Source organism: Pseudomonas sp. LS.1a, assembly GCF_022533585.1.
Taxonomy (GTDB): domain Bacteria; phylum Pseudomonadota; class Gammaproteobacteria; order Pseudomonadales; family Pseudomonadaceae; genus Aquipseudomonas.
In genome coordinates, this window is sequence record NZ_CP092827.1 from 538095 (window position 1) to 563594 (window position 25500).

At 65.0% G+C, this 25500-nt stretch carries 28 protein-coding genes, 1 tRNA gene and 1 pseudogene; 17 read left to right on the top strand and 13 right to left on the bottom strand.

Annotated features, from left to right (window positions below; translation table 11 throughout):
- Window positions 1–32 precede the first annotated feature (32 nt).
- From selA to MKK04_RS02420, 3 genes are all read left to right on the top strand, one after another.
- Window positions 33–1460, top strand: coding sequence for an L-seryl-tRNA(Sec) selenium transferase (gene selA, locus MKK04_RS02410; RefSeq protein WP_241106197.1), 1428 nt, complete (start codon window positions 33–35; stop codon window positions 1458–1460).
- Window positions 1457–3379, top strand: coding sequence for a selenocysteine-specific translation elongation factor (gene selB, locus MKK04_RS02415; RefSeq protein WP_241106198.1), 1923 nt, complete (start codon window positions 1457–1459; stop codon window positions 3377–3379). Before selA ends, selB begins: the two co-directional genes overlap by 4 nt.
- A gap of 6 nt (window positions 3380–3385) precedes the next feature.
- Window positions 3386–3481 (top strand) — tRNA-Sec (locus MKK04_RS02420).
- Window positions 3482–3597: 116 nt separating this feature from the next.
- Here MKK04_RS02420 and MKK04_RS02425 read toward each other — a convergent pair.
- Both MKK04_RS02425 and MKK04_RS02430 read right to left on the bottom strand, forming a co-directional pair.
- Window positions 3598–4587: an asparaginase gene (locus MKK04_RS02425; protein ID WP_416774941.1), complete on the bottom strand. Its 990-nt coding sequence runs from the start codon at window positions 4585–4587 to the stop codon at window positions 3598–3600.
- Between the two features lie 71 nt (window positions 4588–4658).
- Window positions 4659–6101: an alanine/glycine:cation symporter family protein gene (locus MKK04_RS02430; RefSeq protein WP_063911050.1), complete on the bottom strand. Its 1443-nt coding sequence runs from the start codon at window positions 6099–6101 to the stop codon at window positions 4659–4661.
- 179 nt (window positions 6102–6280) lie between these two features.
- On the opposite strand from MKK04_RS02430, the gene MKK04_RS02435 reads away from it, so the two are divergent.
- Window positions 6281–7090 (top strand): helix-turn-helix domain-containing protein, encoded by an 810-nt coding sequence (locus MKK04_RS02435; RefSeq protein WP_207832735.1) that lies wholly within the window; start codon window positions 6281–6283, stop codon window positions 7088–7090.
- 11 nt (window positions 7091–7101) lie between these two features.
- Here the strand turns inward: MKK04_RS02435 and MKK04_RS02440 are convergent, their stop codons facing one another.
- Together MKK04_RS02440 and MKK04_RS26555 are read right to left on the bottom strand one after the other, a co-directional pair.
- The gene (locus MKK04_RS02440; RefSeq protein WP_207832736.1) at window positions 7102–7947 is read right to left on the bottom strand and encodes an alpha/beta hydrolase; all 846 of its coding nucleotides are present in this window, start codon (window positions 7945–7947) and stop codon (window positions 7102–7104) included.
- Window positions 7901–8211 (bottom strand): annotated as a pseudogene (locus MKK04_RS26555) (hypothetical protein); the annotation flags it as partial. The pseudogene MKK04_RS26555 and the gene MKK04_RS02440, both read right to left, overlap by 47 nt.
- A 96-nt stretch (window positions 8212–8307) precedes the next feature.
- Here MKK04_RS26555 and MKK04_RS02445 point away from each other — a divergent pair.
- Window positions 8308–9192: a sugar nucleotide-binding protein gene (locus MKK04_RS02445; protein ID WP_196176555.1), complete on the top strand. Its 885-nt coding sequence runs from the start codon at window positions 8308–8310 to the stop codon at window positions 9190–9192.
- Window positions 9185–10117: an NAD-dependent epimerase/dehydratase family protein gene (locus MKK04_RS02450; RefSeq protein WP_063911054.1), complete on the top strand. Its 933-nt coding sequence runs from the start codon at window positions 9185–9187 to the stop codon at window positions 10115–10117. The genes MKK04_RS02445 and MKK04_RS02450 overlap by 8 nt, the downstream gene beginning before the upstream one ends.
- Window positions 10118–10249: 132 nt before the next feature.
- Here the strand turns inward: MKK04_RS02450 and MKK04_RS02455 are convergent, their stop codons facing one another.
- A complete protein-coding gene (locus tag MKK04_RS02455) occupies window positions 10250–10693 on the bottom strand; it encodes a winged helix-turn-helix transcriptional regulator (RefSeq protein ID WP_063911055.1) in 444 nt (147 codons plus the stop codon).
- Between the two features lie 102 nt (window positions 10694–10795).
- Here MKK04_RS02455 and MKK04_RS02460 point away from each other — a divergent pair, with 102 nt between their 5' ends.
- Window positions 10796–12001, top strand: a complete 1206-nt coding sequence (locus MKK04_RS02460; RefSeq protein WP_241106199.1) for an MFS transporter — start codon at window positions 10796–10798, stop codon at window positions 11999–12001.
- Here the strand turns inward: MKK04_RS02460 and MKK04_RS02465 are convergent.
- From MKK04_RS02465 to MKK04_RS02485, 5 genes are all read right to left on the bottom strand, one after another.
- Window positions 11989–12672, bottom strand: a complete 684-nt coding sequence (locus tag MKK04_RS02465; protein ID WP_063911057.1) for an OmpW/AlkL family protein — start codon at window positions 12670–12672, stop codon at window positions 11989–11991. The genes MKK04_RS02460 and MKK04_RS02465 overlap by 13 nt on opposite strands.
- A gap of 109 nt (window positions 12673–12781) precedes the next feature.
- Entirely contained in the window at window positions 12782–13294 is a 513-nt protein-coding gene (locus MKK04_RS02470; protein WP_241106782.1) for a DUF3299 domain-containing protein, read from the bottom strand.
- A gap of 126 nt (window positions 13295–13420) precedes the next feature.
- A complete protein-coding gene (locus MKK04_RS02475) occupies window positions 13421–14686 on the bottom strand; it encodes an ABC transporter permease (protein ID WP_063911060.1) in 1266 nt (421 codons plus the stop codon).
- On the bottom strand, window positions 14686–15396 hold the full coding sequence (locus tag MKK04_RS02480; protein ID WP_233688215.1) for an ABC transporter ATP-binding protein: 711 nt from the start codon (window positions 15394–15396) through the stop codon (window positions 14686–14688). The genes MKK04_RS02475 and MKK04_RS02480 overlap by 1 nt, the downstream gene beginning before the upstream one ends.
- Window positions 15397–15975, bottom strand: a complete 579-nt coding sequence (locus tag MKK04_RS02485; protein ID WP_233688214.1) for a DUF2796 domain-containing protein — start codon at window positions 15973–15975, stop codon at window positions 15397–15399.
- A 130-nt stretch (window positions 15976–16105) separates the two neighbouring features.
- On the opposite strand from MKK04_RS02485, the gene MKK04_RS02490 reads away from it, so the two are divergent.
- The gene (locus MKK04_RS02490; protein ID WP_207832742.1) at window positions 16106–16450 is read left to right on the top strand and encodes a hypothetical protein; all 345 of its coding nucleotides are present in this window, start codon (window positions 16106–16108) and stop codon (window positions 16448–16450) included.
- Window positions 16451–16554: 104 nt separating this feature from the next.
- Here MKK04_RS02490 and trxA read toward each other — a convergent pair whose 3' ends face one another.
- The 3 genes from trxA to MKK04_RS02505 are packed head-to-tail and all read right to left on the bottom strand — an operon-like array spanning window position 16555 to window position 18571.
- Window positions 16555–17427: a thioredoxin gene (gene trxA, locus MKK04_RS02495; RefSeq protein ID WP_207832743.1), complete on the bottom strand. Its 873-nt coding sequence runs from the start codon at window positions 17425–17427 to the stop codon at window positions 16555–16557.
- Window positions 17428–17458: 31 nt separating this feature from the next.
- On the bottom strand, window positions 17459–18118 hold the full coding sequence (locus tag MKK04_RS02500; RefSeq protein WP_207832744.1) for a class I SAM-dependent methyltransferase: 660 nt from the start codon (window positions 18116–18118) through the stop codon (window positions 17459–17461).
- Window positions 18119–18571, bottom strand: coding sequence for a YbaY family lipoprotein (locus MKK04_RS02505; RefSeq protein ID WP_063911066.1), 453 nt, complete (start codon window positions 18569–18571; stop codon window positions 18119–18121).
- Window positions 18572–18677: 106 nt separating this feature from the next.
- Here MKK04_RS02505 and nrdR point away from each other — a divergent pair, with 106 nt between their 5' ends.
- The 9 genes from nrdR to MKK04_RS02550 all read left to right on the top strand — a co-directional run bounded on the left by nrdR (window position 18678) and on the right by MKK04_RS02550 (window position 25406).
- On the top strand, window positions 18678–19142 hold the full coding sequence (gene nrdR / locus MKK04_RS02510; RefSeq protein ID WP_009685710.1) for a transcriptional regulator NrdR: 465 nt from the start codon (window positions 18678–18680) through the stop codon (window positions 19140–19142).
- Between the two features lie 2 nt (window positions 19143–19144).
- The gene (gene ribD / locus MKK04_RS02515) at window positions 19145–20275 is read left to right on the top strand and encodes a bifunctional diaminohydroxyphosphoribosylaminopyrimidine deaminase/5-amino-6-(5-phosphoribosylamino)uracil reductase RibD (RefSeq protein WP_207832747.1); all 1131 of its coding nucleotides are present in this window, start codon (window positions 19145–19147) and stop codon (window positions 20273–20275) included.
- Window positions 20276–20317: 42 nt separating this feature from the next.
- A complete protein-coding gene (locus tag MKK04_RS02520; protein ID WP_003255399.1) occupies window positions 20318–20983 on the top strand; it encodes a riboflavin synthase in 666 nt (221 codons plus the stop codon).
- Between the two features lie 18 nt (window positions 20984–21001).
- Entirely contained in the window at window positions 21002–22093 is a 1092-nt protein-coding gene (ribBA, locus tag MKK04_RS02525) for a bifunctional 3,4-dihydroxy-2-butanone-4-phosphate synthase/GTP cyclohydrolase II (protein ID WP_016484697.1), read from the top strand.
- 92 nt (window positions 22094–22185) lie between these two features.
- A complete protein-coding gene (gene ribH, locus MKK04_RS02530) occupies window positions 22186–22662 on the top strand; it encodes a 6,7-dimethyl-8-ribityllumazine synthase (RefSeq protein ID WP_003255395.1) in 477 nt (158 codons plus the stop codon).
- On the top strand, window positions 22659–23159 hold the full coding sequence (nusB, locus tag MKK04_RS02535; RefSeq protein ID WP_013970674.1) for a transcription antitermination factor NusB: 501 nt from the start codon (window positions 22659–22661) through the stop codon (window positions 23157–23159). Before ribH ends, nusB begins: the two co-directional genes overlap by 4 nt.
- A gap of 18 nt (window positions 23160–23177) precedes the next feature.
- Window positions 23178–24146 (top strand): thiamine-phosphate kinase, encoded by a 969-nt coding sequence (gene thiL / locus MKK04_RS02540; protein ID WP_241106200.1) that lies wholly within the window; start codon window positions 23178–23180, stop codon window positions 24144–24146.
- Entirely contained in the window at window positions 24143–24646 is a 504-nt protein-coding gene (locus MKK04_RS02545; protein WP_004376077.1) for a phosphatidylglycerophosphatase A family protein, read from the top strand. Before thiL ends, MKK04_RS02545 begins: the two co-directional genes overlap by 4 nt.
- Before the next feature lie 16 nt (window positions 24647–24662).
- Window positions 24663–25406: a substrate-binding periplasmic protein gene (locus tag MKK04_RS02550; RefSeq protein WP_241106201.1), complete on the top strand. Its 744-nt coding sequence runs from the start codon at window positions 24663–24665 to the stop codon at window positions 25404–25406.
- Window positions 25407–25500: the final 94 nt, after the last annotated feature.

Here is a 25500-nt window from a genome sequence, read left to right on the forward strand (position 1 = left end):
ACAGACAACGGATCAGTCCAAGGTAGTACCGCATGTCCTCCAGCCTAGCCAGCGACACCCCACGCCTGCCCTCCATCGACACCCTTTTGCGCCACCCGGCCTGCCTCCCGCTGATCGACCGCCATGGCCGCGACGCGGTCCTTGCCACCTTGCGCCAACTGCTCGACGACCTGCGCGACCCCGCCCGTACCGGCCAACTCAGCGCCGCCGAACTGGCCGCTGAAGTCCTGCTGGGCCGCACCGGCGAACGCCTGGCCACCCAGCAACGCAGCCAGGTCCGCCGCGTGTTCAACCTCACCGGCACCGTCCTGCACACCAACCTTGGCCGCGCCCTGTTGCCAGAGGAGGCCATCGAGGCCATGCAGACCGCCGCCCGCTACCCGCTCAACCTGGAATTCGACCTGGCCACCGGCAAGCGTGGCGACCGTGACGACCTGATCGAAGGCCTGATCCGCGAGCTGACCGGCGCCGAAGCCGTCACCGTGGTCAACAACAACGCTGCCGCCGTGCTGCTGGCGCTCAACAGCCTGGGTGCGCGCAAGGAGGGCATCATCTCCCGCGGTGAACTGATCGAGATCGGCGGTGCCTTCCGCATTCCCGACATCATGGCCCGCGCTGGCGTGAAGCTGCACGAAGTCGGCACCACCAACCGCACCCACGCCCGCGACTACGAGGCCGCCATCGGCCCACGCACCGGCCTGCTGATGCGCGTGCATTGCAGCAACTACAGTATCCAGGGTTTCACCACCCAGGTGCCCACCGCCGAGCTGGCGCGCATCGCCCACCAACATGACTTACCGCTGCTTGAGGACCTTGGCAGCGGTAGCCTGCTTGACCTCACCCGCTGGGGCCTGCCCACCGAGCCGACCGTGCGCCAGGCCCTGGCTGACGGCGCCGATATCGTCACCTTCAGTGGCGACAAACTGCTGGGCGGGCCGCAAGCCGGGATCATCGTCGGGCGCAAGGACCTGATCGCCAGGATCAAGAAGAACCCGCTCAAGCGTGCGCTGCGGGTCGACAAGATCACCCTCGCCGCACTCGAAGCGGTGCTGGCGCTGTACCGCAACCCCGACCGCCTGGCCGAGCGCCTGCCCAGCCTGCGTCTGCTGACCCGCAGCCAGGCCGAAATCCAGGCCCAGGCCGAGCGCCTGGGCCCTGAGCTCAAGGCCCGCCTCGGCGAGCAATGGGCGGTCAGCGTGGAGCCGGCGTTGGGCATGATCGGCAGTGGCAGCCAACCGGTCGCCCGCCTGCCGAGCGCGGCGTTGTGCCTGCGCCCGCAGGTGTCGAAGAAGTTGCGCGGGCGCAGCCTGCATGTGCTGGAGCGGGCCTTGCGAGACCTGCCGGTGCCGGTGCTCGGCCGCATCGCCGACGACGCCCTGTGGCTGGACCTGCGCCAGCTGGATGACGAAGCCCAGTGGCTGGCGCAGTTGCCCGCCCTGCAGTTGGGGCCGGTACAGTGATCGTTGGTACCGCCGGCCATATCGACCACGGCAAGACCGCACTGCTCCAGGCCCTGACCGGCCAGGCCGGCGACCAGCGCCAGGAGGAGCGCGCCCGTGGCATGACCATCGACCTGGGCTACCGCTATGCGGCGTTGACCGAGGGGGCGGCACTGACCGGCTTCATCGACGTACCGGGCCATGAGCGCTTTATCCACAACATGCTGGCCGGCGCCCACGGCATCGACCTGGTGCTGCTGGTGGTGGCGGCCGACGACGGGGTGATGCCACAAACCCGCGAGCACCTGGCAATCATCGAGCTGCTCGGCATTCCCCAGGCCCTGGTGGCAATCAGCAAATGCGATCGGGTAGAGCCGGCACGCCTGGCCGAAGTGCAGGCACAAGTCAGCGAATTGCTGGCGCCGGGCCCTTATGCCGGTGCACGGCAGTTTCCGTTGTCGAGTGTGACCGGCGAGGGTATCGATGCCCTGCGCCAGGCGTTGCTGGCGGCGGAGCAGCGCGTGCGCCAGCGCAGCGTGCGCGGCGGTTTCCGCCTGGCCGTCGACCGTGCTTTCGCCGTTACCGGTGCGGGTGTGGTGGTCACGGGCACGGCGCTGGCCGGGCGGGTCAGTGCCGGCGACACCTTGTTGCTGGGCAAGGCCGGCAAACCGGTGCGGGTGCGTGGCCTGCATGCGCAGAACCAGGCCGCCCTGGTGGCCGAGGCGGGCCAGCGTGTGGCGCTGAACATCGCTGCCGAACGCCTGGCGGCGGAACAGGTGCATCGGGGTGACTGGCTGGTGGCCGAGTGGCTGCATGCCCCCAGCGTGCGGGTGGATATCGAACTGAAACTGTTGCCGGGCGAGACCCGGACTTTCGAACATTTCAGCGCCGTGCACGTGCACCTCGGCACCCAGGACATAACGGCCCGGGTGGCCTTGCTCGAAGGAGAAACCCTGACGGCGGGCCAGCGCATGTTCGCCCAGTTGCTGCTCAACGCACCGCTGCAGGCGGTACACGGCGACCGCCTGGTGCTGCGCGACCAGCGTGCCCAGCGCACCCTGGGGGGCGGCAAGGTGCTCGACCCGTTTGCGCCAAGCCGTCAGCGGCGCAGCGATGAGCGCCTGCGCCAGTTGCAGGTGCTGCGTGATACCGAGGACCTGGAGCAGGCCCTGCCGGCGCTGCTCGCCAGCGCACCCGGGGGTGTCGACCCGCAGCGCCTGGAGCGGCAGTTCAATCGCCTGCGCGAAACCTGGCAGTTGCCGGAAGATGTGCTGGTGGTGGCAACACGGCAGGGCCAACTGTTGTTTGCCCGTGCCCAGTGGCAGGCGCTCAAGCGCCTGGTGCTGGAGCAGTTGGCGCGGTTCCATGAGCAGGAGCCTGACCAGCTCGGCCCGGACCGCGACCGCCTGCGCCGCTTTGCTGCCTTGCCGCTGGAGCGGCCCGCTTTTGTCAGCCTGCTGGATGAGTTGCTCGATGACCGTGCCATTGCCAGCAGCGGGCCTTGGCTGCACCTGCCCGATCACAAGGTGCAGTTGAGTGAAGCCGACAGCGCGCTATGGGCGAGTCTGCAACCGAAGTTGCTGGCGGGGCAATACGATCCGCCCTGGGTCAGGACGCTGGCGAGTGAGGAAAACCGTGCCGAAGCCGATGTGCGCCTGTTGCTGCGCAAGCTGGCCCGGTTGGGCCTGGTGCACCAGGTGGTGCGCGACCTGTTCTACCCTGAGGCGACGCTACAGCGCATGGCAGAGCTGCTGCTGGGGCAGGCCAGTGAAACGCCGATAGTGCAGGTTGCCGCGTTTCGCGATATGTTGGGCATCGGTCGCAAGCGCAGTGTGCAGATACTGGAATACTTCGACCGCATCGGTCTGACCCGGAGGGTGGCCGATCAGCGTCACATTCGCGCCGACAGCGCCCTGGCCCAGCAGCAAGCCAGGCACTGAGTTCAAGGAAGGCAATCGCGCCCGGTGGCGCGGCCGGGCTTCAAACCCGGTTGGGGACGGCAGCCGTTCCCGGGCAGGTTCGACTCCCGCTGCCTTCCGCCATTTTTTACTGGCCCATTCGCGGGCAAGCCCGCTCCCACAGGACTTCACAGCCTTCAAGGGCAGTGCTGTACCTGTGGGAGCGGGCTTGCCCGCGAATAGGCCCTGATGGGTGAAAGCTAGGCCCGCTCCCCACACAGATCCAGGGCAAACCACTGCTCAGCTGCATCCACATCCAGCCCGGCCCCCAGCAGCGCAACCATCTTGGCCAGCGCTGCCTCACGGGTCATGCCCCCACCACTGACCAGCCCGGCCCCGCGCAAGCGGTTACCCGCCGCATAGGTATCGAACACCACCGACCCCTCAGGGCACTGGCTGATAGCTGCCAGCATCACACCGCGCTGGCGCGCTGCGCTCAGCACATCCAGCAATGCCTGGTCATCCGACGGCCCGGTACCGCTGCCGTAGCACTCCAGCAGCAACCCCTGCACGCCACTGCCCAGCAGTGCCTGCAAGTGCCCGGCCTGCAGGCCCGGGAACACCGGCACTACCGCCAGGTTGACCGGCTGGCGCGGGTGCTTGTAGCCAAGCTCGGCAGGGATCGCCGTGGCGCGCTCACTGTCACGATGACGTGGCAGCGCGACAAAGGCATCGAACGCCTCGCTGCGCAGCTTCGACGCCCGGCAGCCATGCAGCAGCTGGCCATGGAAGTACAGCTGCACGCCGTCTTCCAGCCCTTGTTCGAACTGGCGCAGCGCGCCGCACAGGTTGCCCCAGGCATCGCTGTCTGCGGCACCCGCCGGCAGCATCGAGCCGGTCAGCAGCACCGGCACCGGCAGGCCCAGCAGCAGGAACGACAATGCCGCGGCGCTGTAGGCCAGGCTGTCGGTACCATGCAGCACCAGCACGCCATCATGGCCAGCAACCTCTACCGCTGCGACGATGGCATCGCGCATCGCCAGCCAGTTGTGCTGTTGCATGTTGGCGCTGTCCAGCAGCGGGTTCAGTTCCTGCAGTGTCCACTGCACCTGGGGCGCATCGGGCATGTGGGCGAAGTGTTCGCGCATGCGCGCTTCGAAACCACCGGCCGGCGCCAGGCCTTCGGGGGTTTCGAGCATGCCGATGGTGCCCCCGGTATAGAGAACGAGGAGATTGTTTACTGCTCGCATGGGAAGCATCCGTAGCGGTGAGCGGAGAAAAGGTAAGCCGCCCACGGACGGGGCGGCTGGAAGGGAGAATATCAGCGCTGCGTCTGGACTTCGCCGACTGCTTTGTCAGTGGCTGTTTCCGCCTGCGGATTGGCAGGCCAGGCATTGCGGTCCAGGTCCAGGTCGGCGAACTTGGCCGAGTCGAACACCGGCTGGTCGACGCCCGCCTTGCGCTGCTCGTCGTAGTCGCGCATTACCCGCAGGCCGACCTTGAACAGCAGGGCCAGAGCCACCAGGTTGACGAAGGCCAGGCAGGTCATGGTGATATCGGCAAAGGCGAACACGGTCGACAGGTCCTGCAGCGAACCCCATACCACCAGCGCCAGTACCAGGCCACGGAACACCATCAGTACCACGCGATTGCGGCTGAGGAACTGCAGGCTGTTCTCGCCCAGGTAGTAGTTGTAGAGGATGCAGGTGAACACGAACAGCGACAGCGCGACGCTGACGAACACGCGGCCCCAGTCACCAACCACGGCGGCCAGCGAGTTCTGGGTCAGGACGATACCGTCACCTTCGAAGCCCGGGGTGTAGAAGCCCGACAGCAGGATCAGCAGCGCGGTGCAGGTGCAGATCACGAAGGTGTCGAGGAACACGCTGAAGGCCTGGACCACGCCTTGGGCACCCGGGTGTTTCACGGCGGCCACGGCGGCGACGTTCGGTGCACTGCCCAGGCCCGCTTCGTTGGCGAACACGCCACGCTTCACGCCCATGACGATGGCGCTGCCGAGCAGGCCGCCGAACGCCGGGTCGAGGCCGAAGGCGCTCTTGAAGATGGTTTCCAGCATGGCTGGCACGTGTTCGATCTGGGTGCCGATCACGTACAGGGTCACGCCGATGTAGGCCAGGGTCTTGACCGGTACCAGCAGGTCCGACACCGCGGCGATGCGCTTGATGCCGCCGATGAAGGTGATGGCCAGCAGCACGGCGAGGACGATGCCGGTGTGCTTGGGGTCGAAGGCGAAGGCGTTCTGCAGCGAGTGGGTCACGGTGTACGACTGCAGGCCGATGAAGGCGAAGCCGTAGGTGACCAGCAGCAGGACCGAGAACACGATGGCCATGCTTTTCAGCTTCAGGCCGTGCTGGATGTAGTAGGCCGGGCCGCCACGGTACAGGCCGTCGCCATCGGCGCGCTTGTAGACCTGGGCCAGGGTGCATTCGAAGAAGCTGCTGGACATGCCCACCAGTGCGGTGACCCACATCCAGAATACGGCGCCTGGGCCACCCAGGGTCACGGCAATGCCGACACCGGCGATGTTACCGGCGCCCACACGGCCGGCCAGGCTCAGCATCAGGGCCTGGAAGGAGCTCAGCTGGCCAGCCTGGCCACGCAGCGACTCCTTGAACACACCGAACATGTGGCCAAAGTGGCGGAACTGGACGAAACGGGAGCGGATGGTGAAGTAGCTACCCAGCCCTACGATCAGCACAATGAGAAGTTTCCCCGAGAGGAAATCGTTGAGTACTTCGAGCATTGGAAAATGACCTCGATTCTTATTGTTCGTGTGGAAAGACCAGCGGACGGCGGGCGCACCGCTATTCGTTGGGGCGCATGGTTGGCTATGACAAGGCCGGTTACAATTTCGCGGATTGCTCTGATTTGGTGCAACCTGATGCTATACTTGCGTCATTCGCGTCACCCGAGCCCTGTGTCATGAGCGTTCATTTCGCTACCAATCTCAAACTGGCCTGCAGCCACTACCGCTCTATCTCCGAAGTTTGCCGCAAGCTCGCGATCAATCGCGCACAGTTCAACAAGTACCTGAGCGGGCAGAGCCGTCCGACGGCATTCAATCTCAAGCGCATCAGCGATTTCTTCGGTGTCGAGGATTACGAGCTGAATTTGCCGCCCGAGCAGTTCAGCCACCTGATCGGTGCGCGTGTGTCGACCTTGGCCGAGCAACCTGGCGACCCGATCAGCGAGTTGTTTCGCCCGTTGCACGAACATGCCGGCAATCTGTCGCGTTATTGCGGCTATTACCTGGAGTATTCCAACTGCATGTCGGTGCCGGGCACGATCCTGGTGTCGCTGGTGCACCTGTGGGAAGAGCGCGGGCAGTTTCTGTTCGAGCGCCAGGAACGCCAGGAGCGCTCCAGTGCCACTGACCACCATGCCGAGGTGCGTTGCCGTTACCTGGGGGCGGCGTTCCAGTTGCAGGACCGGATGTTCCTGGTCGACTACGAGTCGCTGACTTTCAACGAGATGAGCCAGACCATCCTCATCCCCAGCTTCAAAAGCCGCATTACCCGCCTGAACGGCCTCAAGGCCGGTGTTTCCAGCGGTGACCAGCGCTACCCGGCCTGTACCCGGGTGGTGTGGGATTACCTGGGAGAGGAGATCAATCGCATCAACGCCTATCGCCAGGTAAAACTGTACCAGCCGGATGATCCCCGTATAGATGACGACATACGCGAGCGCTTGAGTGTGAGGCCGCTTAGTAACGGATTGTTTGAAATCAAGTAGTGGTCAACGCGTCAGGCGTCGTCGAGGATGAAGTTTTCCACGGCGCTCGCAACCTGATCGGCAATCGCTGGCGTACTGCGTAAGTGGGCGGCGATGCCATGGTCGCAGTCTGTAAGAAACAGGCATTGCAAACGCGACGCTGAAACTGATTGCATCAGGGCCTGGGTAACTTCTTCAGGAATCGGGCTGTAGCGCTCGGCGCCGGCCAGCCACAGGTTACCTGCGCTAGTGCCCGGATCTTTGCCAAATCGTTGTGAGTTCAGCCCGTCATACTCGCCAATTACCATCAGAACTCTGCCTTGGAACCGCTTGAGGAAGGCGTAACTGTCACAATCGAGAAAACCATAGGGTTCTCTGATCGCGGCCGTGAATGCCGGGCCGAACGGTACCTTGTGAGCACGGTCTGGATAGACCGCCGGGCAGATCAGCACGATGCTGTCCACTTGCGGCAACTGTGCTGCAAGTTTCAGCGTTATAGCCGCGCCCAGGCTGTGGCCTATTATCGTCCGACAGCGAAGCGCGATATGCGCGTGGAAACGCCGTGCTTCATCAAGGTTGGTAGCCAGTGAGGGTGACACTGCGCCTGGCTCACTGGCGAGGCTATGACCTGACAGATTGGCAGTGAGGGAACCAATGCCTGCGGCCTGCAGGCGATAGAGCAGTGGATTGAGCCGGGTAAAGTCGGAGCGTGCGCCCCCCAGGACGAATGCCGGCGCTGCGCGTTCGATATCGGGGACCAGCAAGCGGGCTTGTTGCTGGTAGTTTCCAAATACTTCGTCGATGAACAGTTCTTTGCCTGGGGCGAGTTCGTCAAACTGCCATTTCAGGCGCTGAGAAGATTCCGTTTGCAAGTGCATGGGGCCTCTGGAGGAATTGCTTGAGCCATTCGCCGAGTGGAGTTCCCGTATCGAGTAGCAGTTTGATTGCCATGATGATGCAGATAATGACCAGCAGCGGCTTTATGAGACCAGAGCCGAAACGAACGGTACAGCGCAGGCCAGCATGAACAACCAGCCGGCTCCAGGGCCGAAGTTGTCATCATAAAACCCGATGCCTGGAGCAACCTCCACACAGAACAGGTCAGTCCTTTGCCTCCGGGCGGCCCAAGTCTGCAATGGTTTGGCTTGCAATGGCTATGGCCCACGTTGGACTTCCCCGCCCAGAAACCGCAAAATGAGCCCTTTCCTTCAATCAACCTCTCCGGATCTGCTGACTCTATGCGTATGCGCCTAATGCTGTTGGGTGGTGGCAATGCCCTCGGGCAAGCGCTGATTCGTCTTGGGGCCGAGGAGGACATCGCATTCCTGGCGCCGCGCCCGCCCGAGAACGGCTGGACGCCGGCCAGCCTCACCCAGCTGCTCGACGATCATCGCCCCGATGCCCTGGTCAACCTGGCCTATTACTTCGACTGGTTCCAGGCCGAGTCGGTCAGCGAGCAACGCCTGGCTCAACAGGAGCGGGCGGTGGAGCGGTTGGCGGAGCTGTGCCAGCACCACCAGATCACCCTGGTGCAGCCTTCCAGCTACCGGGTGTTCGATGGTTCGCGGGCCACGGCCTATAGCGAAAAGGACGAGCCGGTGCCGCTGGGCCTGCGTGGCCAGGCCCTGTGGCGCATCGAGCAGAGCGTGCGCGCGGCTTGCCCGCAACACGTGCTGCTACGCTTTGGCTGGCTGCTCGACGAAAGCATCGATGGGTCGCTGGGGCGCTTCCTGACCCGTGCCGAGCAACCCCAGGAGCTGCTGCTGGCCGATGACCGGCGCGGCAACCCGACGCCGGTCGACGACGCCGCCCGGGTGATACTGTCGGTGCTCAAGCAACTCGATTGCAGCGCGCCGCTGTGGGGCACCTACCATTACGCCGGCAACGAGGCGACCACGCCGCTGGCGCTAGGCCAGGCGATCCTCGCCGAGGCCGGCCAATACCGTCAGCTGGCCGTGCAGGCACCGACGCCGCAGGCCCATGCCGCGCGCCCGGATGCCAGCGAAGAGCCGCAGCACGCGGTACTGGCCTGCAAGAAAATCCTTCATACCTTCGGCATCAAGCCGCGCGCCTGGCGCGCCGGCCTGCCGCCCCTACTGGACCGGTTCTACCGCCATGGCTGACGCCCCCATCCTGATCACCGGCGGTGCCGGCTTCATTGGCTCCCACCTGTGCGATGCGTTGTTGGACAAAGGCTACGCAGTACGCATTCTCGACGACTTCTCCACTGGCCAGCGGGGCAACCTGCAGGTCGGCCACCCACGGCTGGAACTGGTTGAAGGCGATGTCGCCGATGCCGGGCTGGTCACGCAGGTTGCGGCTGGTTGCAGTGCTGTGGTGCACCTGGCGGCGGTGGCCTCGGTGCAGGCCTCGGTCGAGGACCCGGTGCGGACCCATCAGAGCAATTTCATCGGCACCCTCAATGTGTGCGAAGCCATGCGCGTGCATGGCCTGCGCCGGGTGTTGTTCGCCTCCAGTGCTGCGGTGTACGGCAACAATGGCGAAGGCGAGTCGATTGCCGAAGACACCCCCAAGGCGCCGCTGACCCCCTATGCCGTGGACAAGCTGGCCAGTGAGCAGTACCTGGACTTCTACCGTCGCCAGCATGGCCTGGAGCCTGTGGTGTTCCGCTTCTTCAATATCTTCGGGCCGCGCCAGGACCCGTCTTCGCCGTATTCCGGGGTGATCAGCATCTTCTCCGAGCGTGCTGTGCAGGGTTTGCCGATTACGGTGTTCGGCGATGGCGAGCAGACCCGGGACTTCCTCTACGTGGGCGACCTGGTACAGGTGATGGTGCAGGCGCTGGAGCAGCCGCAGGTCGAAGAGGGCGCGGTGAATATCGGCCTCAACCAGGCCACGTCGCTTAACCAGCTGCTGGCGGCGCTGGAGAAAGTGGTGGGTAGCTTGCCGGCGGTCAGCTATGTGCCGGCACGCTCGGGTGACATTCGCCATTCGCGGGCGGATAACCAGCGTTTGCTGGCGCGGTTCGAGTTTCCGCAGGCGACGCCGATTGTCGAGGGCCTGGCGCGGCTTCTGGGCAAGGGCTGAAATCCTTGGGGGTGCTTTGCGCCCCCTATCGCGACACAAGGCCGCTCCTACAGAGATCGCGTAAAGCCAAACATGTCCGGTCCATGTGGGAGCGGCCTTGCGTCGCGAAAGGGCCGCACAGCGGCCCCGGAATCATCGATGCCGCACCACTTTTCGCAGGCAATCCCCGGCCGCCAGCACCCGCCCATCCCGGGCCCGCACCTGCAGTGTTTCCAGCGCCTGCCCGGTATCGCCATCCACCAACTCCGAACGCACTTCACCTGCCTCGAACAGAAACCGCTCCCCCCACTGCCTCAAGCCAACCACCACCGGGAACACCGATCGTCCTTTCTCGGTCAGCACATATTCCTTGTAGGCACTGCCATCCGACGCAGGCTGCAGCGTCAGCAGCCCGCTTTCCACCAGCCACTTGAGCCGAGAGGCGAGGATATTCTTCGCCAGCCCCAGGTTCTTCTGGAATTCACTGAAGCGCCGCAGGCCATCGAAGGCATCGCGCAGGATCATTAACGCCCAACGGTCTCCCAGCACCTCCAGGGCCCGGGCCACGGGGCATTGCGCATTGTTTTCATCGAGCATGGACGGGGCCTTTCATGATCATCTGGTTGCAGATTAAAACCACATTTGCTAAATAGCCAGCATGTAGTTTCAATTCGAAACCAGATTGACGAGGCCAGCCCGATGACCCCTACGCTGACACGCTGGATAACCCTGTTGCTGGCCACCACCAGCGCCATGGCCGTGGCGACCGTGTATTTCGCCCAGCCTTTGCTCGAATCGATGGCCGCCGACCTGGGCGTGGCGCAGCAGCAGATCGGCTGGGTAGTTGGCGCGACCCAGGCGGGCTATGCGCTGGGGTTGTTGCTGATCGTGCCGCTGGGGGACCTGATCGACCGCAAGCGCCTGTTGCTCGGGCAGTTGCTGTTCTCGACCCTGGCGCTGGTTGGTGTTGGCATGGCGCCGACCTGGGCGCTACTGCTGCTGGCCCTGGCCATCACCGGGCTGATGGCGGTCATGGTGCAGGTGATGGTGGCGCATGCAGCGAGCCTTGCCGCCCCCGGGCAGCAAGGGCAGGCCGTGGGCAGCGTCACCAGCGGCGTGGTGCTGGGCATTCTGCTGGCGCGTCTGGTCTCGGGCGGGCTTGCCGACCTGGCCGGCTGGCGCAGCGTGTACCTGTTTGCCGCAGGGCTGCTGATGCTACTGGCCCTGGTGCTGTGGCGCAGCCTGCCCACGGGGCAGCCGGTGACGCTGCGGTCTGGCTACCGGGCGCTGATCGTTGCCCAGTTCAGGCTGTATCAGCACGATCGGTTGCTGCGTCAGCGTGGGCTGTTCGGCGTATTGATCTTCGCCGCGTTCAGCGTGCTGTGGAGTGCCATGGTCATGCCCCTGAGTGCCGCGCCATTGGCGCTGAGCCATACCGAGATCGGTCTGTTCGGCCTGGCGGGTGTTGCCGGCACATTGGCGGCAGCGCGCGCCGGTCGCCTGGCCGACCAGGGGTTGGCGGAGCGCACCACCGGGTTGGCGCTGGTGCTGCTGGTGCTGTCATGGCTGCCTACGGCTTTCGTCGGGCATTCACTGCTGGCCTTCGGGCTGGGTGTGCTGATGCTGGACTTTGCCGTGCAGGCGGTGCATGTCACCAACCAGAGCCTGTTGCTGGCCGGGCGTGGCGCAATGGCCAGCCGGTTGATCGGCGCCTACATGTGCTGCTATTCGCTTGGCAGTGGGCTTGGCGCGGTACTGGCGAGCTGGGTGTATGCCCATTGGGGTTGGGCAGCGGTGTGTGGGCTTGGGATGGGCATCAGCGCGGTCGCGCTGGGGTATTGGCTAGGGTTGCAACGAGCGAGGGCGGCCGAAGCCGCCCTGCAGTGTTCGGGTCAGAACTTGTAGCCAAGGCCGACCATGTACACCCACGGGTCGACTTCGACGTCGACCTTGGTCTTGCTGTAGCCCAGTGCGGACGGGCCGTTGACGCTGGCCTTGGTGTCGATGTCGACGTACCAGACCGAGGCGTTGACCAGCAGATTGTCGGTAATCATGTAGTCCATGCCCAGCTGGCCGGCGATGCCGACCGAGTCCTGCAGCTTCAGGTTGCTGAAGCCCTGCTGCTTGCGTGCACTACTGAGGTCTTCATCGAAGAACAGGGTGTAGTTGATGCCGACGCCGGCATACGGCTGGAACCTGGAAGTCGGCTCCATCGGGTAGTACTGCAGCGACAGGGTCGGTGGCAGTTGCTTGATGTCGGCCAGCTTGCCGTCCAGGCCGCCGCCCAGGCCTTTGACGCCGACGGTGTGCTTGAACGGGGTGGCTGCCAGCAGTTCCAGGCCGATGTGGTCGGTGAGCATGTAGGCGAAGGTCAGGCCCAGCTGGGTGTCGCTGTCCAGGGTCGCCTTGGTGCCCGAGACTTTGTTGCCGTCGAATTTCAGGTCGCCGCTGCTTTCGTTGGGAGCGGTGGTGATGGCACCGGCACGGACGATGACATCGCCTGCCTGGTGGGCGTGGGCGACAGGGGCAGCGAGCGCCAGGGCCGCGAGGGCGGCGCTGAGCAAGGACTTGTTCATGGAAGCTCCCAAAGGACGTGAGTAATCGAGTAGTCCAATGGTACGGATGCGGTTAAACAGAAAGTTTGACCCAGCTCAAAGAAGCGTCTTCACGAATTCGAAACAGATCTCACTTCAGCTCGTAAGCGTATATTTTCTCGGCTTCCATCTGGTATCCAGCGTCGGCCAGTTCGCTGCTGGATGCTCTAACCTGCAGCTTTCCCTCGATCCAGTAGGGTTGGTAGAGGTCTTCGATGCGCACGCCCATCTCGCTGAAAATGTGCACGATCTGGTTCGAGGGCGGTGGTGGCACGTGGATGCACGCGCCGTAGTAGGGGACCAGCAGGAATTCGGTGGTGCGGCCTTCTTCGCTCACTTCCAGCGGCACGATGTAGCCGGGTAGTTTGATCTGCTGGCCATCGAGGCTTTTCACCACCGGGGCGGCGGGGACCTGCTGGCGCGCCGGTGGGGCGGATTCGGCGGACAGGGCGTTGCTGAGCTGCGACATGTCGTGCAGCGGCGCGAGTTGGGGCGGGATGACCGGGGCGCCTTCGGGGATAAGGGCGGGCCAGTCCAGTTCGCGGGGTTCCGAGGCCCACAGAGGCATCGCTACTGTCAGCAGCAGGATCAGCAGCGTGTGCAGTGCTGGCCTTTTCGCGGGCATGCCCGCTCCCACAGGGTTCACCGCAGGCATGGAACCGTGTGAAGAACCTGTGGGAGCGGGCGCGCCCGCGAAGAAGGCAGTGAGGTAGTGGATCATTGCACGCCCTCAGAGGTGAATGGACAAGCCATCGGCCAGCGACTGCCGATAGGCCCGCCACGCCGGCACGCTGCCCATCAGCAGAGCAGCCCCCAGGATAATAGCCAGCAACATCCATTCATGAGCGCTTGGCATGGCCAGCGGCAAATACAAACCATAGTTGGCCTGTACATACCCCTGGGCCAGCGCGATACCCGCATACAGCAAGCCAAGCCCGGCGCCGATCCCGACCGCCGCCAGCGACAGCGCCTCCAGCACCAGCAGCCCTGCGATATGCCATGGCCTGGCGCCAACCGAGCGCAGTATCGCCATCTCCCGGCGGCGTTCGTTGAGGCTGGTGAGAATCGCCGTGAGCATGCCGATCAGGCCGGTCAGCACCACGAACAGCGAAACCACGAACAACGCCTGTTCCGCAGTGCCCATCAGGCTCCACAGCTCCTGCAGGGCTACCCCGGGCAGGATCGCCAGCAACGGCTCGCTGCGGTATTCATTGATCTCCCGCTGCAGGCTGAATGTCGCGATCTTGCTGTTCAGGCCGAGCATGAATGCAGTAATGGCGGCAGGTTGCAGGTCCATGCTCCGTGCCTGCTCGGCGCTGATACGCCCGGCGCCGCGGGCCGGCACGCCGTTGTGCCAGTCGACGTGGATGGCCTCCATGCCGCCCAGGCTGATATGCAGCGTGCGGTCGACCGGCGTGCCGGTGCGCTTGAGCACACCGACCACGGTGAATGGCTTGTCATCGTGCTTGACCAGGCTGATCGCGGCGACGCCATGTGCCAGCACCAGCTTGTCGCCCAGCTTGTAGTGCAACGCCTCGGCCACTTCGGCACCGAGCACCACCTCGAACGGATCATCGGCAAACGCGCGACCCTGGCTCAATTCCAGGTGCTGGCGGCGACCGTACTGGTAATGGCTGAAGTAGTCGCCGGTAGTGCCCATCACCCGATAACCGCGGTGCGAGTCGCCCAGCGAGATGGGGATGGCCCATTTTACCCGCGGGTCCTTGGCGTAGTGCTCATAGCTGTCCCAGCGGATGTTGTTGGTGGCGTTGCCGATACGGAATACCGAGTACAGCAGCAGGTTCACCGAGCCGGAGCGGGCACCGACGATCAGGTCTGTACCGCTGATGGTGCTGGCGAAGCTGGCCCGGGCCTCGGTACGGACCCGTTCCACGGCCAGCAGCAGGCACACCGACAGGGCAATGGCAAAGGCGGTGAGGAATGCGGTGAAACGGCGGTTGGCCAGGCTGGCCAGGGCAAGGCGGAGCAGGTACATCAGGCCTCCCGGGGCTTGGCGGCACGGTTGAGTTCGACCAGCGACAGGTGGCGGTCGAACAGCGGCGCCAGGCTCTGGTCGTGGCTGACGAACAGCAGGCTGGCACCGGCGGCGCGGCATTCATCGAACAGCAGGCGGATGAACGCTTCGCGGGCGTCGGTATCCAGCGCCGAGGTTGGTTCGTCGGCGATCACCAGTTCGGGCTGGCCGATCAGTGCGCGGGCGGCGGCAACCCGTTGTTGCTGGCCGATCGACAGGCTGTCGGCGCGGCGGGCGAGCAGGGCGGGGTCGCCCAGCCCCAGGTGGGCCAGCAGCGTGCTGGCCGCCTGGTCGACGCTGCCATGGCGCTGCTCGGCGCGGGCCTTGCGGCTGCGCGAGAAACGGCAGGGCAGCTCGACGTTTTCGCGTACCGAGAGGAACGGCAGCAGGTTGAACTGCTGGAAGATGTAACCGGTGTGGTCGACCCGGAATCGGTCACGGGCGCCTTGGCCCAGGCGGCCGAGGTCCTGGCCGAGCAACTGGATACGGCCCTGGCCCGGCACGTTCACCCCGCCCAGCAGGCCCAGCAACGTGGTCTTGCCACTGCCGCTGGGGCCCTTGAGAAACAGGGCCTCGCCAGCCTCCAGGCGGAATGCCGGAATGTCCAGCAGCGCGGGCTGGCCTGGCCAGGCGAACACCAGGTCATGCAGTTCGATCAACGGCTGGCGCATTCAGAACGCGACCGCGGCCTTGGCCGGCGTGGTTTCCACACCTTTCTGGCCATTGGGGCCGATTAGTTGCACGTTGATTTTCTGGGTGGCCGGGAAGGCCTTGAACAGCGGCGCGAGGTCCACCTGTACCAGTTTGTCTGGGTTGGCGCAGGTCAGCTGGTAGTGGGCGCCGATGTCGCTGTGCGGGTGGCTGTGCTCGTGCTCGTGCTCGTCACCGTCGTCGTCGGTTTTCGGGGCGTCACCGAACAGCGGGCTTTCCAGTTCCTGCTGGTCTTCCTTGCAGCCGGCGGCAGCGGGCAGGCCGAACAGCTTCAGTGGTTGCTCGAGCTGCTGGCGCACCGCCGCGACCTTGGCCTTGTCGGCGTCGCTGTTGGCGGCGTGTTCGAAGCCGACCAGGTTCATGGCCGGGCTGTCCAGCTCCAGCTCCAGGGTGTTGCCATCGAGCACTGCGTTGAGCTTGGCCACGCCATGCTCGTGGGCACCGAGGGTGCCATGGGCGTGGTCATGATCATGGTCATCAGCGTGGGCATGGGCCAGGGGTAGCAAGGCGATGGGCAGGGCGAGCAACAGGCGACGCATGGACGACTCCGGAGCGGGCGGGAAGATTGGGTTATGTTATAACAACTTTTCCGCGTGCTGCCAGTCTGCGTGGCTCAGGTTTCATGTTGGGGTAGCATGGTGGCATTGACTTGGGTTCAAGGTATGCAGCATGAGAATTCGTGGACAGATTGGTGATTGGCCTGTGGATCTGACCATCGAGCTGGCGCCGGAAGAGTGGGTGCAACTGGGGCGGCAGATCGAATTGCCTGCGGTGGCGCAGACCGCAGCAGCGGAACCCTTGGCGACAACTCGTCAGGATGATGGGCAATGGACTGCGGCTCGTGAGGTGTTGCGCCTGGCAGGGCAGATGAGCGGGCCGGAATTGCTGGATCGGTTGGAGGGGCTGGCGGGGAGTACGGCGGCGGGTAAACGGCTGTTGGTGCGGTTGCGGCACAGCAGTGATGTGAAGGTGGAAAGCGGCGTGGACGCGCCGGTGTATCACTGGGTGGGATAGATCTCTATTGCCTGTGCTGGCCTCATTCGCGGGCATGCCCGCTACCACAGTGAGTACAGTGCGTACCCTGTGGGAGCGGGCGTGCCCTCGCAGATAACTTCAGGTCAGAACATCGCCGCCGACAACTTGCGACGATACACGCTGACCAGCGGGTGATCCCCACCCAGCAACTCGAACACTTGCAGCAACGCCTTTTGCGGCAACCCGTTCTCATAACCACGGTTACGCTGGAACAGCTTCAGCAACCCCTCCAGCGCCGCCTCATACTGCTGGCGAGCCAGTTGCTGGATGCTCAGCTGATAGGCCGCCTCGTCATCCTGCGGGTTCTGCGCCAGTCGGCTTTTCAGGTCGGCCACTTCTGGCAGGCTGGCGGCCTGGCGCAGGAAGGTCAGCTGAGCCTTGGCCCCGGCCAACGCAGCCTTGTGCTCGTCGGTCTTGACCGCATCCAGCACCACCTGGGCTTCACCCAACTCCCCGCGCTCGGCCAGGCAGCGGGCGTACAGGATCAGCGCCTCGGCATTGCTGTTGTCCTCACCCAGCAGCGCCTGCAGCAGCGCTTCGGCCTCGGCAAAACGGCTTTCGGCAAACAGCGCCTTGGCTTGTTCCAGCGGCGAAGCAACGGGCGCGGCAGGCAGTTGCACGTGCGGTTCGAGCATGGCGCGGATCGCCGACTCCGGCTGTGCACCGGCAAAGCCGTCCACCGGTTGACCGTCCTTGAACAGCACCACGGTCGGCAGGCTGCGGATGCCGAACTGGGCAACCACCTGTTGCTCCACGTCGCAGTTGATCTTGGCCAGCAGCAGCTCGCCCTGGTAACCCTCGGCGATCTTCGCCAGCAGTGGCATCAGTGCCTTGCACGGCGCACACCACTCGGCCCAGAAGTCCACCAGCACCGGCTTGTGGAAGGAGTTCTCGATTACCAGTTGCTGGAAGGTGGCATCGGTGGCGTCGAAAATGTAAGGCGTGTCTTGGGTCATCGCGACTCTCGCAAACTGGTGAATTGCACCACTATAAGGTGTCGCGACTGGCGTGGTACAGGCTGACCCGGCGGAATTCGTGCGGCTCGGCCAGGTCCGGCAGGGTCAGCGCTTCCAGCACGCCCAACGGCTGGTACAGCGGGTGGCTGAAGTCGCGTACCCGCGAGTCGGCCACCAGCGCCTGGCGCCCGCGCCCGAGGAAGGCATCCAGCAGCGGCAGGTTGGCGCGGTCGTACAGCACATCGGCAACCAGGATCAGGTCGAAGCGGTCGTCTTCGGCGAAGAAGTCATGGCTGTAACCCAGTTCTACCCCGTTCAGCGCGGCGTTCGCGCGGCAAGCATCGAGGGCCAGCGGGTCGAGGTCACAGGCCACCACTTCCAGCGCACCGGCGCGGGCGGCGGCAATGCCGGCGATACCGGAGCCGGCGCCAAAGTCCAGCACGCGCTTGCCGGCTACCCACTCCGGGCGCTCGGCCAGGTAGCGCGCCATGGCCAGGCCGCTGGCCCAGCAGAAGCTCCAGTAGGGCGGGTCTTCAAGAATGCGCCGGGTCTCCTCGCTGCTGAAAGCACGGTCCATGTTCTGGTCGTCGATCAGCCACAGCTTCAGGTCGCAGCCGGGCAGTTCGCTGATGACCAGGCGCGCTTCGCCGATCAGGCCGCTGAGGGCCTGTTGCAGGGCTAGCGGCGCCACTTACGGCGCCTTCTCGAAACGCAGCGGGCCGATGGCCTGGGTCTGGGCCTGGGTAATGCGCACCGGCGGCAGGTGCATGATCAGCTGGCCGGAGCGGCTGGCGCGGCCACGCAGCTCGACCCGGGCACCGGCGGGGAAGGCCTCGGGGTTGAAGCGCAAGTGGTAGGGCAGGGCCTGGCCAGTGCCGGTCAGGTTGCTGCTGGCCAGCAGGCGTTGTGGGCGGTCGCGTTCGTCGATGACCAGCAAGGCCAGCTCCACGTCGGCACCGGCCGGGATCTCCAGCAAGGTGCCGCTCAGCTCGCGCTGGTAGGCCGGCAGCGGGCCCAGTACTTCGGCCGGCTTGGCCGCGCGGGCGGGCGTGGGGGCCGGAGGGGTGTCGGGCTTTGGCCTGTCGCTGCCGCAGGCGGCGAGCAGGGCGGCGCAGCACAGCACGACGAGCGCTCGGTAGTGCATGGGGTAGTCCTTCACGGGCAGATTTCCCATGGATGTTAACCCCTTTGGCTTGTCTTGCCAGTGGGATGCGCTACCATGGCCCTCCCTTTTTTTGTTGCCTGCCACCATGCACTGTCCCTTTTGCGGTGCCAACGACACCAAGGTCATCGACTCTCGCCTCGTCGCCGAGGGCGAGCAGGTGCGCCGCCGCCGCGAATGCGTCGCCTGCGGTGAGCGCTTCACCACCTTCGAAACCGCTGAGCTGGTGCTGCCCCGGCTGATCAAGCAGGACGGCACGCGCCAACCCTTCGACGAGGATAAGCTGCGTGCCGGCATGCAGCGGGCACTGGAAAAGCGCCCGGTCAGCGTCGAGCGCCTGGAAGCGGCGTTGGCGCATATCAAGAGCCGCCTGCGTGCCACCGGTGAGCGCGAAGTCAAATCGCTGGTGGTGGGTGAAATGGTCATGGCCGAGCTGCGCAAGCTCGACGAAGTGGCCTATATCCGTTTTGCCTCGGTTTACCGGCGCTTCCAGGACCTCGACGAGTTCCGCGAAGAAATCGACCGCCTGGCCCGCGAGCCGGCTAAAGAGTGAACATGCCCAGCCAAGCTGCCATCCTCGACGCCCACTACATGGCCCGCGCGCTGGAGCTGGCGCGCAAGGGCCTGTACACCACCCACCCGAACCCGCGCGTAGGCTGCGTGATCGTGCGCGATGGCGAGGTGGTCGGCGAAGGCTGGCATGTGCGCGCCGGCGAGCCGCATGCCGAGGTGCATGCCCTGCGCCAGGCCGGTGAGCGTGCTCGTGGCGCCTGTGCCTATGTCACCCTTGAGCCCTGCAGCCACCATGGCCGCACGCCGCCGTGCGCCGAAGCGCTGGTCAAGGCCGGCGTGGCGCGGGTAGTGGCCGCCATGCAGGACCCTAACCCGCAAGTGGCGGGGCAGGGCCTGCGGCGCCTGGCCGAGGCCGGCATCGAAGTGGCCAGCGGCGTGCTCGAGGCCGAGGCCCGGGCACTCAACCCCGGTTTCCTCAAGCGCATGGAACATGGCCTGCCGTTCGTTCGCGCCAAGCTGGCCATGAGCCTGGATGGCCGCACCGCCATGGCCAGTGGCGAAAGCCAATGGATCACCGGCCCGGCCGCCCGCTCGGCGGTGCAGCGCCTGCGCGCCCGTTCCAGCGTGGTGCTGACCAGCGCCGCCAGCGTGTTGGCCGATAACGCGCGGATGACCGTACGTGGTGCCGAACTGGGCCTGGATGCCGAAACCACCGCACTGGCACTCAGCCGCACACCGCTGCGCGTGCTGGTCGATGGCCGCCTGCGCGTGCCGCTGGATGCACCATTCTTCCAGGCCGGCCCGGCCCTGGTGGTGACCGCTGTCGCAGATGACCCGCGCTATGCCGCTGCCGGCCACGAACTGCTCAGCCTGCCGGGCGACAATGGGCAGGTAGACCTGCCGGCGCTGCTGCAGGCCCTGGCGGCTCGTGGCGTCAACGAAATCCTGCTGGAAGCCGGTGCCGGCCTGGCCGGCGCCTTTGCCCGGCAAGGCCTGGTCGACGAGTACCAGTTGTTCGTCGCCGGCACCTTCCTCGGTTCCCGGGCCCGCCCGCTGCTGGACTGGCCACTGGACAGGATGAGCGAAGCGCCGCGACTGAAAATTACCGAAATGCGCGCAGTGGGCGATGACTGGCGGGTCACGGCCATCCCCCTGCCGGCGCCCGGCGTATAATGCCAGGCTTGCCCCGCGCAAACCGTTTTTGAGGAAGACCCCATGTTCACCGGCATCATCGAATCCATCGGCACCATCCGCAGCCTGACCCCCAAGGGTGGCGACGTGCGCGTCTACGTCGAAACCGGCAAGCTCGACCTGGGTGACGTCAAGCTCGGCGACAGCATCGCCGTCAACGGCGTGTGCCTGACCGCCGTCGAACTGCCGGGTGACGGCTTCTGGGCCGACGTCAGTGTCGAAACCCTCAAGCGAACCGCCTTCATCGACCTCAAGAGTGGCAGCAAGGTCAACCTGGAAAAAGCCCTGACCCCCACCACCCGGCTGGGCGGGCACCTGGTCAGCGGCCACGTCGACGGGGTCGGCGAAATCATCTCGCGCAGCGATAACGCCCGCGCCATCCAGTTCCGCGTGCGTGCACCGAAGGAGCTGGCCAAGTACATCGCCCACAAGGGTTCGATCACCGTCGACGGCACCAGCCTGACGGTCAACGAGGTCAATGGCGCCGAGTTCGAGCTGACCATTGTCCCGCACACCCTGTCCGAAACCATCATGGCCGACTACCGTGCAGGGCGTCGGGTGAACCTTGAGGTCGACCTGCTGGCCCGTTACCTGGAGCGTTTGCTGCTGGGTGACAAGGCCGCCGAACCGAGCAAGGGCAGTGGCATTACCGAAAGCTTCCTGGCCGCCAACGGCTTCTTGAAATCCTGATTGAGAAGGGGGTGCCGCGTGGCGCTCAACAGCATCGAAGAACTGGTCGAAGACATTCGCCAGGGCAAAATGGTCATCCTCATGGATGACGAAGACCGCGAAAACGAAGGCGACATCATCATGGCAGCCGAGTGCTGCCTGCCCGAGCACATCAACTTCATGGCCAAGCATGCCCGTGGCCTGATCTGCATGCCGATGACCCGCGAGCGTTGCGAAACGCTGAAGTTGCCGCTGATGGCGCCGCGCAACGGCTCGGGCTTCGGTACCAAGTTCACCGTGTCGATCGAAGCCGCCGAAGGTGTCACTACCGGCATCTCCGCCGCTGACCGCGCGCGCACCGTGCAGGCGGCCGCCGCCAAGGATGCCAAGGCCGAAGACATCGTCAGCCCTGGCCACATCTTCCCGCTGATGGCCCAGCCTGGCGGTACCCTGGCCCGTGCCGGCCACACCGAAGCCGCCTGCGACCTGGCGCGCATGGCCGGGTTCGAGCCGAGCGGCGTGATCTGCGAAGTGATGAACGACGACGGCACCATGTCGCGCCGTGCCGAGCTGGAAGTGTTCGCCGCCGAGCACGGCCTGAAGATCGGCACCATCGCCGACCTGATCCACTACCGCATGATCCACGAGCGCACCGTGCAGCGCGTCTCCGAGCAACCGGTGGAGAGCGAGCTGGGCGAGTTCAACCTGGTCACCTACCGCGACGCGGTGGAAGGCGACGTGCACATGGCCCTGACCCTGGGCAAGATCTGCGCCGAAGAGCCGACCCTGGTGCGCGTGCACAACATGGACCCGCTGCGCGACCTGCTGCTGGTCAAGCAACCGGGCCGCTGGAGCCTGCGCGCGGCCATGGCCGCCGTGGCCGAGGCCGGCAGCGGCGTGGTATTGCTGCTGGGCCACCCGCTGGACGGCGACGTGCTGCTGGCGCACATCCGCGAAAGCGCCGGCGATGCACCGGCCAAGGCACCGACCACCTACAGCACCGTGGGTGCCGGTTCGCAGATCCTGCGTGACCTCGGCGTGCGCAAGATGCGCCTGATGAGTTCGCCGATGAAGTTCAACGCGATATCCGGATTCGATCTGGAAGTTGTAGAATACGTGCCCTCCGAGTGACTTGAGGCGGCAGTGACGCCCTCCAGCTCGAGTCCATACCCCTGTCGAGGCCGCCAGCATGCGGCCTCGCTCTTGAAGATGAGAATATCGGAATGACCCTGAAGACCATCGAAGGTACCTTCATCGCCCCCAAAGGTCGCTATGCTTTGGTGGTTGGCCGCTTCAACAGCTTCGTCGTCGAAAGCCTGGTAAGCGGTGCCGTTGATGCCCTGGTACGCCACGGTGTCAGCGAAAGCGACATCACCATCATCCGTGCCCCGGGTGCATTCGAAATCCCGCTGGTGGCACAGAAGGTCGCCCAGCAAGGCGCCTACGACGCGATCATCGCCCTGGGCGCGGTGATTCGTGGCGGTACCCCGCACTTCGAATACGTGGCGGGCGAATGCACCAAGGGCCTGGCCCAGGTGTCCATGGAGTTCGGTGTTCCGGTGGCCTTCGGCGTACTGACCGTCGACTCCATCGAGCAAGCCATCGAGCGTTCCGGCACCAAGGCCGGCAACAAAGGTGCTGAAGCTGCCCTGTCCGCTCTGGAAATGGTCAGCCTGCTGGCGCAGTTGGAGGCCAAGTGATTAGCGACGAAAGCGATCGTTTCAACCCGCGCGATCCAAAACCTGCGGATGCCGGCAAGCCCTCGAAGAGCGCCAAGCGCCGCGAAGCCCGCAAGCTCGCGACCCAGGCGCTGTACCAGTGGCACATGGCGCAGCATTCGCTGAACGAGATCGAAGCGCAGTTCCGGGTCGATAACGATTTCTCCGATGTCGACGGCGCTTATTTCCGCGAGATCCTGCACGGGGTCCCGGCGATCAAGAGCGAAATCGACAGCGCCCTGAAGCCATGCCTGGACCTGGCACTGGAAGAGCTCGACCCGGTCGAGCTGGCCGTGCTGCGTCTGTCCACCTGGGAGTTCATCAAGCGCGTCGACGTACCGTACCGCGTGGTGATCAACGAAGGTGTCGAGCTGGCCAAGGTCTTCGGTGCCACCGACGGCCACAAGTTCGTCAACGGCGTACTGGACAAGCTGGCCCCGAACCTGCGCGAAGCAGAAGTCAAGGCGAACAAGCGCTGATCCTGGCGCTTGCGGACCATGGGTGAGTTCGAGCTGATCAGCCATTACTTCGCCGCCGCGCCTTGTGCGCAGGGCGGTGAAGGTGTGGCCCTGGGCATCGGCGACGACTGCGCCCTGCTGAGCCTTCCCGCCGGCGAGCAACTGGCGGTGTCTACTGACACCCTGGTCGCCGGGGTGCATTTTCCGGCTGTGTGCGACCCGTGGTTGCTCGGCCAGCGCTCGCTGGCCGTGGCGGCCAGCGACCTGGCGGCCATGGGCGCTACCCCCATCGGTTTCACCCTTGCCCTGACCTTGCCCGAGGTCAGCGCCGACTGGCTGCAAGCCTACGCCAGCGGCCTGAACCGCATGGCCGGCCATTGCCAACTGAGCCTGATCGGTGGCGACACCACCCGTGGCCCCCTGAGCATCACCATGACCGTATTCGGCCGGGTGCCGGCGGGGCAGGCGTTGCGCCGTGACGGCGCTCGCCCGGGCGACCTGCTGTGCGTGGGGGGGGAGCTGGGTAACGCATCAGGGGCCTTGCCGCTGGTACTGGGCCAGCGCCAGGCCGATGCCGCGCTGGCGCAACCGTTGCTCGACCATTACTGGTCGCCGTCGCCGCAGTTCGCCCTGGGCCAGCTGCTGCGCGGGCGTGCCACCTCGGCACTGGATATTTCCGACGGCCTGCTGGCCGACTGCGGGCATATCGCCAAGGCCTCCCGCGTGGCGCTCGAGGTGAACCTGGAGCAGGTGCCGGTGTCATCCGCCTTGCAGGGTTTCCTCGGCGCCGAGGCGGCCGTACAGGCGGCGCTGACCGGTGGCGACGACTATGTGCTGGCGTTCACCTTGCCGCCAGGCGAGCTTTCATCCCTGCAGGCACAAGGCCTGGCGGCATTCCACGTCATCGGGCGGGTGCTCGAAGGGCAGGGGGTCAGCCTGCGCGACCGGCAGGGTCAGGACATCACCCCGCGGCAACGCGGCTATCAACATTTTAGGGAGACACCGTGACCGATCACCCCAACCAGGTGCCTGCGGAGTTCGTTCCGCCTTCGGTCTGGCGCAACCCGTGGCACTTCATCGCCTTCGGCTTCGGCTCCGGTACCTTGCCCAAGGCGCCGGGCACCTGGGGCTCGCTGGTGGCCATACCGTTCATCCCGCTGTGGCAGATGCTGCCCGACTGGGGCTACTGGCTGTTGCTGGGCGTGAGCATGCTGTTCGGCTTCTGGCTCTGTGGCAAGGTCGCCAATGATTTGCGCGTGCATGACCACGAAGGCATTGTCTGGGACGAGATCGTCGGCATGTGGATAACCCTCTGGCTGGTGCCGGAAGGCTGGCAATGGCTGCTGGCGGGGTTCCTGATGTTCCGCTTCTTCGACATCCTCAAACCGTGGCCGATCCGCTGGGTCGACCGCCATGTGCATGGGGGCGTCGGGATCATGCTCGACGATATCCTGGCCGGCGTGTTTGCCTGGTTGGGCATGCAGGTTCTGGTGTGGGCGGTTGCCTGATACAGGGAGTGCGTAAATGGCCATGAGGGCGATGCTGCTGGCAATGCTGCTGAGCCTTGCCCCGTGGGCGGCGGCTGCCGAGGGTGTGCCGAAGCAGATCCATCTGGTCAGCGAGGAGTGGCTCGACTACACCAACGCCGACGGGACCGGGGTGGCCTGGGACGTGCTGCGCAAGGTGTTCGAGCCGGCCGGGGTCAAGGTGGTGATCCAGAGCGCGCCCTACAGCCGTGCCATCGGACTGGTGAAGCGTGGCGAGGCTGATGCCTGGGTAGGCTCGTACAAGGAAGAGAACGACGACAACCTGTACCCGCGCTGGCACTTCGACATGGACCATATCTACGCCCTGGGGCTGGCCAGCAAGCCCGTGCCTACCCTGGAGAGCGTGGGCAAGTACCGCCTGGCCTGGGTGCGTGGCTACGACTACGGCAGCTACCTGCCGAACGTGCACGAGTTCCGTGAAGTCCAGCGTCGTGAGGGCATCTTGCCGATGCTCGAGCATGACCGTGTGGACTTCTACATCGACGCCCTGACCGAGGTCGACTACGTGCTCGGCCAGACCTCCCAACCCGAGCGCTTCCGCCGCACCCACGTAGCCGACCTGCCGCTGTACCTGGCCTTTGCCCGCAACGACCAGGCCCGGGCCCTGCGCGACCTGTTCGACAAGCGCATGGCCGAACTGGTGCGCAGTGGCGAGCTGAAGGCGATTTTCCAGCGCTGGCAGCAGCCTTATCCGTTCAGTCCGGACAGCAAGCCGCATTGAACAACCCGTTTCATGGGCTCCCACAGGATTGAGTACAGACCTCTGCTAAGCATCGAACTTTTCGATCTTAAGCCACGGTATTCAGCCAGCCCAC